General features: G+C 47.5%; 10 protein-coding genes. All 10 read right to left on the bottom strand.

Going from position 1 to position 13,123, the window contains the following annotated elements; translation table 11 throughout:
* Positions 1 to 22 precede the first annotated feature (22 nt).
* The 10 genes from IAQ59_RS06535 to IAQ59_RS06580 all read right to left on the bottom strand — a co-directional run bounded on the left by IAQ59_RS06535 (position 23) and on the right by IAQ59_RS06580 (position 12,887).
* Positions 23 to 343: a Rieske (2Fe-2S) protein gene (locus tag IAQ59_RS06535; protein ID WP_209329985.1), complete on the bottom strand. Its 321-nt coding sequence runs from the start codon at positions 341 to 343 to the stop codon at positions 23 to 25.
* A gap of 165 nt (positions 344 to 508) precedes the next feature.
* Positions 509 to 2,083: a calcineurin-like phosphoesterase C-terminal domain-containing protein gene (locus IAQ59_RS06540; RefSeq protein WP_209329986.1), complete on the bottom strand. Its 1,575-nt coding sequence runs from the start codon at positions 2,081 to 2,083 to the stop codon at positions 509 to 511.
* 187 nt (positions 2,084 to 2,270) lie between these two features.
* Positions 2,271 to 3,410 (bottom strand): FG-GAP repeat domain-containing protein, encoded by a 1,140-nt coding sequence (locus tag IAQ59_RS06545; protein ID WP_209329987.1) that lies wholly within the window; start codon positions 3,408 to 3,410, stop codon positions 2,271 to 2,273.
* Between the two features lie 126 nt (positions 3,411 to 3,536).
* The gene (locus IAQ59_RS06550; protein ID WP_209329988.1) at positions 3,537 to 4,298 is read right to left on the bottom strand and encodes a hypothetical protein; all 762 of its coding nucleotides are present in this window, start codon (positions 4,296 to 4,298) and stop codon (positions 3,537 to 3,539) included.
* A 110-nt stretch (positions 4,299 to 4,408) separates the two neighbouring features.
* Entirely contained in the window at positions 4,409 to 5,212 is an 804-nt protein-coding gene (locus tag IAQ59_RS06555; RefSeq protein WP_209329989.1) for an alpha/beta fold hydrolase, read from the bottom strand.
* A 5-nt stretch (positions 5,213 to 5,217) separates the two neighbouring features.
* A complete protein-coding gene (locus IAQ59_RS06560; RefSeq protein WP_245189468.1) occupies positions 5,218 to 6,042 on the bottom strand; it encodes a sugar phosphate isomerase/epimerase family protein in 825 nt (274 codons plus the stop codon).
* A 46-nt stretch (positions 6,043 to 6,088) separates the two neighbouring features.
* A complete protein-coding gene (locus tag IAQ59_RS06565) occupies positions 6,089 to 6,943 on the bottom strand; it encodes a sugar phosphate isomerase/epimerase family protein (protein ID WP_209329990.1) in 855 nt (284 codons plus the stop codon).
* A 45-nt stretch (positions 6,944 to 6,988) separates the two neighbouring features.
* On the bottom strand, positions 6,989 to 8,026 hold the full coding sequence (locus IAQ59_RS06570; protein ID WP_209329991.1) for a ThuA domain-containing protein: 1,038 nt from the start codon (positions 8,024 to 8,026) through the stop codon (positions 6,989 to 6,991).
* 231 nt (positions 8,027 to 8,257) lie between these two features.
* On the bottom strand, positions 8,258 to 9,763 hold the full coding sequence (locus tag IAQ59_RS06575; protein WP_209329992.1) for a RagB/SusD family nutrient uptake outer membrane protein: 1,506 nt from the start codon (positions 9,761 to 9,763) through the stop codon (positions 8,258 to 8,260).
* A gap of 22 nt (positions 9,764 to 9,785) precedes the next feature.
* Positions 9,786 to 12,887, bottom strand: coding sequence for a SusC/RagA family TonB-linked outer membrane protein (locus tag IAQ59_RS06580; protein WP_209329993.1), 3,102 nt, complete (start codon positions 12,885 to 12,887; stop codon positions 9,786 to 9,788).
* Positions 12,888 to 13,123: the final 236 nt, after the last annotated feature.

A 13,123-nucleotide genomic window follows, 5' to 3' on the forward strand; every position in this document is an offset into this window, starting at 1 on the left:
ATTCAGAAAAATACACCTATAATTAAAACAAAATCGCTAATCCTCGATCATCCAGGACTGTCTGAAAGCAAATCAGGTCTCGGCAATCTCCAGAGGATACCCGCCCCGATCCTAACTCAAACCTGTACTGATGAAGAGGACATACGACCTCGTCAAACGCAGTGATCCAACCCTCGCCAAGGCTGGCCATTCTATGCGGACAGAGCCGTTCAAATGCAAAAAAGCGCTCGCCGATTCTCGCCACACAGATTTTTCGATCTCCCAGCGCTACCTGTTTGATTGCCCGCTCGGGAAACAGCGCGATTACCTCTTCCTTACTTCGTCCCAACCTATATTCTCTCATTCGGCTCGATTTACGCTATTATACAGTTAAAGAATAGGCAGCCTTTCCCACCAAAGAGCCCGGCTGATTGAGTCAATCAGCCGGGCAACTTACAAGAGGTTTCAGGAAAAACCAGCTGCTTAGCAGTGGGAAGCACCTGTTTTTTGTGGCCTTATTTTCGGGTAATTAAAAAGCAACCGGGTCTGCTATTCGGTAGGTACTTCGATGCTTATGCACCATTCCGAAGCGGTCGGTAGCCCTAATATCAATTTGGTGAGACCCATTTCCAAGGTTGGTAGGTATCGCCCCCCGCCATAGATGGGTACTATTTACCGGATTGGAGGGACGCCTACCAGCGATCAGCCTATCAGCGGTATCCCATTCCATCACTTCTTGGACGAATGCCGGATCGGCAGCATCTACCCATGCCATTGGTCTCCATTCGCCTCCATCTATGCGGTATTCCACCCGATCCTCCTGATGTCCCATGTAAAAATTAACGAATATCCCCGCTTGGGTACCCCGATTATTGGCCACTACCTGCGGATGAAATACATGCATCTGATAATCGGCAGGCTTGCCCAACACTTGGTATGCAAGCTTATAGCTATTTCCTGACACATTTAACCGGGTATAACCCTTGGGAGTGCCGTCCCGCATAGTGGAAACGGGAAGGTTGTTTTCGTCCAATTTGCCAGAATACCAGTCGCCATTGGTCGTCCCTGCGTTAAACTCGTGAAAAGGCTTGGCCCCATTCCACCCATCTTCCATGGAATAGTAATTCTGACGTTGCAGGTGGGTGTGGGCGGACATGGCCAATACATTCGGATAATCTTCGAGCAAATCAAAAAGCTTCCTTCTATCGCTGTCACGGAAGGAGTTTTCGTCTACATGAAATATTGGAATATGAAAGGCCAATACCACCAACTTATCGGTTGGAACATGCTTCAGATTGTTTTCCACGAAGTCCAGTTGGTCTGCACGAAAACCACCCCAATACCCTTGTCCATCTCTCGGATCCGGATAAAGGATATCATCCAATACGATAAAATGCGCCGCCCCGTAATTGAATGCGTAATTGGCCGGTCCAAAGCTCGCCTCAAAAGATTCGTCGCTCCACTCGTCGCGATCGGCATCTAAGTTCATGTCATGGTTTCCCATTAGGTTATACCAAGGAAGCCCTATTTCCTTGATCACCTGAACATAAGGCTGATGGAGCGTCAGATCATCCCCGACCAAATCCCCCAAGGTAAGCCCAAAGACAGCTTGCTTCTCATTTTTGGCTTCTTCCACCACCGATTGCCGAAAAAAAGCCAACTCTTTCGTGGTATATGGCTGGGAATCCCCAAAGATCAGCGCGGTAAAATCGGTGGACTCTGAGGCTGGGTATAATGGGAAATCGACGGATTTGGGCAGTGGGCCCGTTGGTGCTACTCCCTCATATTTCATACTGGGTGATCCTGCAGGTTTATGTAGATAAAAAAATTGGGGTTGGTTGGCCTCATTTACCGGTACCGAGTAACCGCTTGGCTTGATCACAAATAGGATGTTGTCCTCTCCCACCTCAAGAGAATACCTGCCCCGTTCATCTGTCAACACCACCTCTGTGCCGTTGCTAACAGAAACATTTGGAATACCTTTTTCGCGGCGTTCACGCTTCCCGTTTTGATTGAAGTCTTCGTACACATACCCGGTAGCAACCTGTTGAGAGAAACCGGGCAATGCCAGTAATACCAGACAAATAGAAAGTAATTTGCGCATTTGTATATCTTTTTATGATAAGAAAGAATCGCTATCCTACGAAATTAGCAACCATCCCGCAAAGTACGAGGACGGGGCACTTACTGAGAAAATGGGAAAGAGTATTTTTTATTAGAACGAACATGGGATCAAATCTACACAAGTACCTTAAACCGGTGGTCAATTTTGTGTGATCATTTCGTTAAACTTAGTGGCCCTGATTGTAAAAAACTGCCAAGCCATCCTTTCCGGCGACGACAATATCCAAAAAACCGGATTGGTTCAGGTCTGCGATCGCAAAATAAATCCCCGATCCCTTTCCCTCTCCAAATGGCCCATAGGAAATGACGTTTTTTGTAAACGACTCCCCATTCCACTTGAAATAATACATCCCCAAATGGTCGTGCCCGCCCGGGTCGTTGCCGTTGTGGGCACGGTATCGCTTTCCAGTCACTAATTCCATTTGTCCATCGTTATCGATATCCGCCCATTCCAAGCAATGATACTGGGAGTGGTACGGATCAATCGGGTGTTTTACAAAGGTTCGGGTTTGTCCTTCCAGCACTTGTTCGTACCAGTCAAGACCATAGTCATGTGCCTGTCCCACGATCAAGTCGTTTAGGCCATCCCCATTTACATCTTGTACCTGCACAGGAATACTCGCCCCTCCCAAATTAAAACTCTCATGCAACTTCCAGGCCCCCGAACGGAGATCCAATGGTGCCTCCAGCCAGCCGTTTGAAAGGATAAAATCTCCACGGCCATCCCCATTCACATCTCCAAATCCCAAGCCATGACCGTGGGAGGCAGCCACCTCGATCCTTTCGAAGGTGCCCGTGCCATTTCCCCGCGCATCGCGGACTAATTTATAGTAGGCCAGGGGCTTATTGGGCGTATTCGGAACTACCTCAAGCTGTCCATCTCCATCTACATCCCAAGCACGGGTAGTCTCTACATTGCCGGTTTTGTAAATCTCGTGGGTCTTCCATGCGCTGTTGTTTCCAGGGTTTTCGATCCAAACCAAAGAAGCACCGAACCAGCCTCCCGTGACATAATCCATATTGCCATCCCCGTTAACATCCATGGGGATAGTCGAAAAATCATCAAAATACTCGCCTACCCGATCGAACACGGTGATGAAATGCTTCCTTTTAAACTCCGGCCCTTGGTACCAATAACTGCCAGATACAATGTCAAGGTGGCCGTCATTGTTTACATCGAATACCCCGGCGGATTCCGCGCTTTCCGCCGCAATCAGCTGCTTTTTAAATGTAACGTGCTTTGGGAGGGCACCTTCTTCTGCAAACCAAATTGCGAAAAAAGGGATAATGAGAGAAAATAGCTGCATGATACGTTATTTTGGATTCAAAAGCCGTGGCTCGTGGACGAGTTTCTTCTAAAAGAATCGCAGGTTATGTTTATGGATTATTACAAAGATTTCGGAAATGCTTATTCCTCGGTCAAAGATAAAAGATCACCTGAATAAAGTATCCTGCACTGTCCTGCTTCTTGATCGAACCACGTGGTAGGCTGACTTTGGGGCAAACATGATAGACAGCTTTCTGCTTTCGCGGGAAAGATAATCAAGTAAGCTGTACAAGAATATAGAAACTCCCAACATCTCCAACAGTTCTTCCACTGTATAGAAAATCATCAACCTAAGATGCAGCCCATTTTCCTCAAACGCCCTCCCACCGAGCATTTCAAATCCAATCGCCCCGGTGACAAAAATCAATCCCGACAACATCATTAGTTTGAACATTTTAACGTCGAGTTTCAAAAAAAACGGAATGTACATAAACACCAAAACGATGATCCCTATACCGTAGGGAACCACCCAAGCATAATAAAAGAAGCCTGAAAGATTAAACTTCTCTCTAAAAAACCCAATCAGGAATTCATGTATGGAGGTAGCCTCGTCAACTGCCAAAAAACAGAACACCACTCCAAGCCCTATCCAACCCCAATAATTACGGTGAAAGTTCCTTTCACAAAATGAAACTAAAAACAACAAAAAGGAAGTAGCAAGCAAAAGTATGGCAGAAAAAAAAGAAGGCACATTCGCTTCCTGATTGAAGTCGAATAGCCGAATAAAAAACTCTTGATAAGGTCTTAGATGGGGAGTTTCCAAATAAACGTATATGGCCACTATATAGAGAAACAGAAGAACCGAAATACCGAGCACCAACCACTTAAGTGCAGTACCGGGAAGCAACCTAACTTTTACTTTAACCATTTGCATAGATTATTCAGCAATGAAATCTAGCAAATAAACAAATTGTTTACAAAAACATAACAATTTATTAACAATGGTTTGCGGAATAAAAATCAAGTCGCTTCTCCCTGTCAATTCCGTTTCAACCAATCACCTACCCTCCGGTTAAAATCTGCTAAATTTTCCCAATGGAAGGCATGCCCACTGTCTTTATAAATGTGGAGTTCGGATCCGGGAATGGCCTCGGCTACCTCTTCTGTCATCCATTTAGGTGTAAATTCATCCGCATCCCCCCCCACAACAAAGGTAGGAACCTGTAGCTTTTTGAGCTCTTCCAGCACCTGATGATCCATACAAGCCGCCGCTTGCCCTTCCAGCCCTACCAAAGGCTGGGGATTCGGGTCTGCTGCTGCTGCTTTGCGATCCGCTAGCATCCCCTGAAAGGTCTCGGGATCATCCCAAGATGCTTTGGAAAAGATCAACTGTTGAATAAAACGGCTAAATTCTTCCGGTCTAAAACGCGCCTTACAGTCTACCATTAGCTCGAAAATTGCGCGGGCCTTTTGATCACAACGGGCCCAAGGGCACATCAAAACCATCGACTTGACCTTTTCTGGGTGACGAATGGCCAATTGCTGTGCGATCGTGCTCCCCATGGAAACACCCGCCACCCGCACCTTTGGAATACCCAAGGCATCAAGTAACGCGGCGCAGTCATCCGCCATCAGCTCGGTAGAATAAGGCCCCGCAGGTTTCGATGACCTGCCGACACCCCTATTATCCATGAGTATACAGGTGAAGTCCTTTTCCCAGGCAGCGGCATGCTTCTCCCATACCGACCCGGGGGCGGTGATCCCCATAATGAGCAACAAAGGCTCTCCGCTGCCCCGAGTTTCGTAATAAATGTCTATTCCGTTTGCGTTAACCGTCGGCATCGTGATTAGGTTAGTTGTTTGACCAAAGTTTCATGAATCCACTTCCCATCATGTAGGGTGACAAAATCAGGATCCACCAGCGCCTCCTGCCCCTCATCTTCACAGATGATCCAGCCTGGAAACGAGATATCCTTTAGCCATTGGGTAATCCCTACCAAGTCCACCTTGCCATTTCCCATCAAGGTAAACTCCGGATTTCCATCCCAGTCTTTGTAGTGCACGTGATTGATTAGAGACTGGTACTCTTTCATCTTTGCCAAGGGATCCATGCCACCATTGATGATATGCCCTACATCTGGACACCAGCCGGTAACGGAAGCGTCCAACCCTTCTAAGATAACTTTGTAGTCTTCTTCCGTGCGGGTGATTGAGGTGTGAGGGGAATTGGGGTGAAAGCTGCTGACCACCCCACGATCTGCTGCCCGCTTCGAAACCTCATTCACGATGCTGGTAAGGCTTTTACGTCTGCTCTCCAAATCGTGCCTGCCGGTTGGAATCTGTACAGTGCACAACACAGAGCCGGGAAACTGCTCCAACATGCTGATGGCGTCATCGGCTATGCGCCGCTCTTCGTCGGTTTCCTTCGATCCGTTCCAATCCAAAGCCAAGGCCACCGCAGCAAGGTCAATGTTCCGCTGCTTTAGCTTGTCTGCCAGTAGACTTGGATCAGAAAGCGGCCCCATCCAGGTGAAAATTGGCTGAATACCGGCAAAGCCGGCATCGGCTATGATATCTATCATGTGGGCAAGCTGGCCTTTATGGGTTTCCCCATTACCAGCCATAAACCAAGTATATACTTCTGCTCCGAAACGGAAGGGTAATTTCATCATCTGTGTAAAGAGTTAGTTTGAGGTTTTCTGTTATGATAACATGAGGCTAGAGGCCATGCTTGGCTCCCATTTCCTTAATAAACTTGAGACCATTTTCTGCCATTTCCCAGGGCTGGGAAAACTCCCTCCATACTCCAATGGAGTTGGCAAAATCAGGATCATTTCGGGTAAAGCCCTCAATGGTTAGCCACCCGTCAAACCCCACCTCGGCCAAGGCTGAGAATGCGTCGTCCCAGGGAACATGACCGGAACCTGGAGTACCACGATCGTTCTCGCTGATATGGACGTGCCCTAGCATGGGAGCGATCTTGCGAATGGCATCGCCGAGCTTCTTTTCTTCAATATTGGCATGGTGGGTGTCAAACATCGCTTTCACGTGTGGGTGGTCAACCTTCTTCAACAAGTGAATCAGTTGATCCATTGTGTTGCACAGATAGCACTCGAATCGGTTGAGCGCTTCCGGGGTCAACAAGATCCCTGCCTGCTGCGCGTAGTCCCCCGCCTTGTGCAGAACCTCTGCGCTGCGGTCATACTCCGATTCCTCCGGAGCCCGCTTGGCAAACACTGTAAATGCGGAATGAAAAGGCCCGCAGATCAATTTTGCACCCAAATCATAGGAACGGTCTATGGTCCATTTGATCTTATCCAACGCCTTTGCCCTTACACTTGCATTTGGATCGATGGGGTTTTCATCGGGTCCCAATACAAACACCGTAGTGGTCTCCATCCCCAAGTCCCTTACATGCTTACCTATGTTTTTGTAGGCCTGCTCATCCGGCGCCCCCACCAAAAACTCTACCCCGTCGTACCCGGTGGTCTTTAATCGGTCAATAATGGGCTTGAGGTCGTCGGAAACAGCTGCAGACCAAGCCAGTACATTGAATCCAATTTTATTCTTCATTTGCTTATCATTTGCCGTTGACACAACGGATTTATTAGGTGATTTTTATTTAAAATCGGCAACTTTCATGCCTCTTCGCCAATTGTCGAATCCGAACATGGTTGGATTATAAGCGCCCACGTAATCGACCTTGGTGTCTTCGGTTATATGATGGGACATATTTAGGCACCAATAAGCCGCATTGACGATTAGCTTTCGAAGGTCGGCGCTCTCCAGATCTACGGACGCTCCCATGGTGGATGTAAACACTTTCCCGGTGTTTCCTGCCTCACTGGTATAGGATTGTATCCAAGCTACCGGCATAAGGGCCTTTTCCCAGTTGATAGGCGTATCGGCGGTCATTCCTTTCGTGACAGCCCCGTGAATCAATACCTCTGCGTCATCTCCCAACCCGTTAACGGTGTAGACATCCGACGCAACCCAAATATCCTTTACCCCACGTAGTATGGGATGCTTGGAGGAATGAGACACCCCATCGATCATCGCGCGGGTACCTTCTACTGCATGGTGGCCATGGTGAGCTACCCAGGTTTCTCCCAAAATCTGCTTTCCAAATCCTTTTTGCCAACCCGGCTCATTGGCCATCCAATGGTATTTACGGTATTTGCTTTGATTATCTTTGCTGTAATTAAACGCATGAGTAGAAGTCCGCAGTCCGATAATCGGCTTCCCTGCCTGAACATAGTCGTCGATAAACTTCATCTGATCGTCGGGAAGCTCCCTGAAACGGACCAACATGATCACCAGGTCGGCATCAGCTAAAAAGTGAAGCCCCGGGATATTGCTTTTATAGTTGGGGATGATTTCCTTCTTTTCGGGATCAATGGCAAAAAGCACTTTGGTATCAAAGCCATGGTGGGTACTGAGGATCTTGGCCAGCATGGGCATGCCCTCCTCCGACCGGTATTCATCGTCTCCACTGATCAAAACGACCGTTTTACCCTTTCCTGGGCCTTGTACTCCGGCGTATTCCAGCCACATTTCCCCGTGTTGGGCATAACTGACGCTTGCCATAAGAAGCATCACACATGCAAGGGTAATCCACCGGCGGGAAGCCATTACTCCCCTTTGTAGGTTTTTCATTCGTTCTTTATTTTTGGTTAGTAAGTTGATTTGTTGAGGCATTGTACGGCAATCACGCTGATTTCATTGACCGAAAACTCCCGTCAATATATCGGAATTTGGCTAGATTCCATAATTCTTTTTGACAGAAGCCAAAAAAGCCCTCGCAGTTTGCCTGCGAAATAAATAAAAGAAATCCACAGAGGCAAACCGAGATCTGCCTCCATGGATTTCCATTTTACGCCGAACAAATCAATACCCAGGGTTTTGAGTTAAGTTCGTATTGTTCCTGATCTCTGCAGTAGGAATCGGAAAGAGCAGTTCTCTTGCCGTCACGGTAGGCCCGTAAGCAAACTGATGGCCAACATAATCTTCGAATTCGCCGGTAAAAACGTTCATCGCCTTTCGCAGTCGCACCATGTCAAACCATGTTTTATTTTCATAACACAGCTCGTGCCACTTTTCTTTCCAAATTGCCTGACGCAATTGGTCCTGAGACAACCCTTGCAAATCGGGCAGGTTCGCTCTTCTTCGGACCATATTTACCGCATCATAGGCCGCCTGAGATGGGCCGTTGGCTTCATTGAGCGCCTCTGCATAAGTAAGCAGTACCTCGGCATAGCGATACACCGGCCAGTTCATGCCACTACTAGTGGTTTCCAGTTGCGCTACTTCATCAAAATGTTTCCAGATATAATAGTCGCCTAATTGCAACACTTGGCTTCTATCCGCTCGGAGGGTGTACTCGGTAAAAAAGAACTGCTTCTCTTCGGTACGCTTATCTCCCGGCTCAAAAGAACCTACAAAGTCTGCATTCGCAAAGATGCCACCGGTTTCCGCATTGTATTGACTGATGCCCCTATTATAGGGCAAAATAGCCTGCTGAACCGTATTGGGCTGAATAAAGGCCGCATATTGAATCATAAAGATAAACTCACCTTGATTTTTCAACTCAACGGTATTCAGGTCATTGTATTCGGGAAATAGCGTGAACTGCCCCGAGTCAATCACTTCCTTTGCCTTCGTAGCGGCAAGCTGATAATACTGAGCTCCCTTTTGAAGCGGGTAACCTGCCATCGTCAGATAAACACTGGACAACATACTCTTCACCGCGCCCATAGACACTCTACCGGTGCCTTCCCGAAACGGAAGGCCGCTTGCCTCTGCGCTGGTAAGGTCTTGGACGATCTGATCATATATCGCCTCTACGGACGATGGCGCTGCGTACATCTCCGGAGAAGTCAAATCTATCACACTGGTAATCAGAGGTATTTCACCAAAAATCCGAACGAGATGGTAGTAATAGTACGCCCGTAAAAAACGAGCCTCACCTAGAAGCCGGTTCTTAGCCGTTTCATCCATTTGAATATCGGGGATTCTAGCTATCGCCAAGTTGGCGTTTGCAATGGCCCTGTAGTAGGTAGTCCAATAGGTCTGCCCGTAACCATTATCGGAGTTATTAATCAGCGAACGCACAAACAGACTATTTTGGGCCTGTCCCAATTCGGTATCTGCCAATCCCGTTGCGAACTCCAGCATCATCCACGGTCCGCCGCCAAACCCGCTCGCCATGATGGGAGACAGTCCGGCATAAATCGTATTGACCACACTCGTCGCATGTTCCGGACGCGTAAAATAGTTTTCGAGTGTAAAGTTCGACTTATCTGTTTCTTCCAGAAAATCGGCACAAGACCAGCCGGTCACCAGTATCAGACCGATGATCAGGGTTCTAGATATATGTTTTATATGCTTTTTCATAATTTCCAAATTTTTTCGCTGCTTAAAGCCCTATATTAAGTCCCAACATAAACACCCTTGGCTTGGGATAGGCGTATAGGTCCACTCCCTGATCAAATGCCGCACCTGAAGTACTGACTTCCGGATCATATCCTTGGAAAGGCGTGGACAAAAAGAAGTTTTGCACGGACACAAAAGCCCTCAACCTGCTCAGCTGCAACCTTTCTATAAGCTGAGGCTGGAATACATAAGCAAACATCAAGTTTCTACCTCGTAAAAACGATCCGTCCTGTAGTCGGTCGGTGTCATTAAAGGTATTGTAACCGGCAGACATGGGCCGAATTTCTGCAATATTGGTATCTTGGTTTTGAGGCGTCCACGCATTCAGCACTGTTTTAAAACTGTTGGCAATACCTGTACGATCCTCTGCGGAGTGCTTGCTTCTCCAAAGTACGCCGTTGCCATACATAAACTGTAGGTCTACCAACAGCTCAAAGTTTTTGTAGGAAAAGGTATTCATCAACGTTCCGAAGCCCTTGGGTATACCCTGACCCATCACCACGCGGTCACGGTCATTGATTGCTCCGTCTCCGTTTACATCTTCGTACCGGATATCTCCTGGCCGCTTTCCAAAGCTTGCTGCCAAATCCGCCTCATCGAGATTCCAGGTCCCTAGGTGAACAAATCCAAAGAACGAACTCACCGGTTCACCTTCCCGGATAATGGTCGATCCGGTAAAAATATCTGCTCCACCCGTTAGCTCCAACACGGTGTTACGGTTCATGGAGATGTTGAAATGTGTATCCCACTTAAACCCTTTGGTATCCACGTTCACAGAGTTTAAAGCGATTTCAACGCCTTTGTTTTCCATACTACCAATATTTTGGGTAACGGTGGAGTAACCGCTGCTGGATGGAACCGGCGCATTTAACAACATATCTCTAGTGAGCTTTCGATACAGGTCCAATTCAAGCGTTAGTCGGTTGTTAAACAGCCCGAGTTCCATTCCCATATCGGTCTGAAAGGTTCTTTCCCAGCGAAGGTCTGGATTTGCCAGTCGATTTACCCCCAAACCGATTGCCCGCTGATCTCCGAAAATGACGGTATAGTTCCCCATACCTGCCAGAGACTGGAAGGCCGGTATTTCCGAGTTACCGGTAACACCATAGCTGGCACGCAGCTTCAAATTGGAAACGGTATTGCTGCTCTTAAGAAAATCCTCTTCGGAGACCCTCCAAGCTACCGCAGCAGATGGGAATACCGCATATTGATTGGCTGCACCAAACTTAGACGAGCCGTCAATCCTTCCGGTGAAGGTTACCAAGTATTTCTCCTTCAAGTTGTAGTTAAAACGTCCGAAGTAGGAGTTCAGGGCATAAGAAGAGGTGCCAGACTGCGTTTGAAAGACGTTTGCGCCTGCCCCTAGGTTATTGAACTTGAAATAGTCATCCTGGAAATCTTGAGATCGTGCCAAGGAGTTGAAGCGGTCCACTTGCTGCCAGGAAAGCCCCAGCAAAGCACTGAATGACTGATTTTCGTCAATCTCCTTGTTATATGTGAGGTAATTTTCGAATTGCCATGAATTGTGTCGATCGTTCGTCACAGAGGCATCCCCGCGCTGGTTTCTGGCGATAAAGTTCAGCATGCGGCCACCATAGTAATCGATGCGCTGATTAATGATATTGGTTGCCAGAATAGACCTAAATTCCAGTCCCTTTGCCAAGTAAAAATTGGCATACACATTTCCCAATACGGTCTGCGTATTCAAGTGGTACACCCTGTCTTCTACCACTTGCAGCGGGTTATTTCCACCTTCCATGCCGGGATAATGCTCGTTGCCACCCCAGCTTCCGTCAGGATATCTTACGGGGATGATCGGCAGCGCCTCCAACACTTGGCGCATGGCAATGATACCACCGGCACCAAGGGGGTCTATCTGACTCTCCCGCTGATCATTATAGGCGAGGGAACCTCCTACTTTCAGCCAGTCCTTGATCTGACTGTCAAATACAAAACGGGCGGCATATCGCTTAAGCCAAGACCCACGCATGAGGCCTTCCTCGTTACGATGGTTCAAAAACACACCATAACTATCTTTTTCATTTCCGCCGGTAAAAGCCAACTGGTGGTTTTGGGTAAGGGCCTGCCGGAATGACTCATCCTGCCAGTCGGTGTCATATAGCGGGTTTCCGTTGGAATCAAACAACCTGGGATCCGTCCGCTTTAACCTAGGATCTCTATAAATACCATTCGCAAATCCATTGGGATCGTATTTCTGAGCATTTTGATAAGCCAACTCCTCTACCCTCAAAAACTCCTCTGAATTTAACAAGGGTATTTTGCGGGGCAAAACACCCACACTAAAGTCTGTATCGTAGGTGATGATACCGCCCTTTGAGCTTCCACGCTTCGTAGTAACCAAAATAACACCATTGGCGCCCCGAGCTCCGTAAATAGCGGTAGCAGAGGCATCCTTCAGCACTTCTACCGATGCGATATCATTGGGGTTGATGTAGTCTATTGGCGTACTTCCATTAGCCAATCCCGTCGCATGGATGATCACTCCGTCAATAACATAAAGCGGGTCATTTGCGATACTTACGGAGGTGTTGCCTCGAATACGGATGTTGGCACGTCCTCCCGGTCTTCCGGAATTCACCGATACGTTAACCCCTTGAATCCTTCCGGAAAGTGCCTGATTTAAGGAGGCTGCAGGACGTTCCTGTAGGGCCTCGGCGCTTACTGAACCCACCGAACCGGTTAGATCCGATTTTCGCTGCGTACCATATCCTACCACGATTACCTCACCCAGGTCTGAATAGGATGAATTCAAAAAAATCTCCAACCGGCTGATGCTGGAAGTTACTTCGGTTTCCTTGGTCTCATAGCCAATAAAACTGGCCACAAGCACTTCCCCATTGGACACCTCCAAGGTAAATTCGCCGTCAATATCCGTGACGGTTCCCCGCTGGGTACCCTTTACCAATACGGAAACCCCCGGGATTAATTCCGAGTCTCCTTGGGATTTCACTACTCCGGTCACCGTTCGAGTCTGCTGGGCAAAGGCCGCAGACCCGACAAATAAACCGATCACCCACAAAAGCAACCATTTGCCCTTGTGCAATTTGTACACTGTCCGATACATACGTGTTTAGGTTAAGTTGAAATTATTGTTTTTTATAGTTTATTTTAATTTTTCCAAGAACGAAAAAACCAAAATAAATTATACCTAAACTTAGTCTATGAAGAATAATAGTCCATCCTGCACTGTCCTGCTTTCATAACGTTTCAAAATAAAATTCAAATAAAAGCACGGGAATTTAGACCGATTCACTCGTTACTGTAAAAAACCACTAACCACTCACCTATCAAAAAGCGCCT

It is taken from the genome of Lunatimonas salinarum (assembly GCF_017811155.1).
GTDB classification, from domain to species: Bacteria; Bacteroidota; Bacteroidia; order Cytophagales; family Cyclobacteriaceae; genus Lunatimonas; species Lunatimonas salinarum.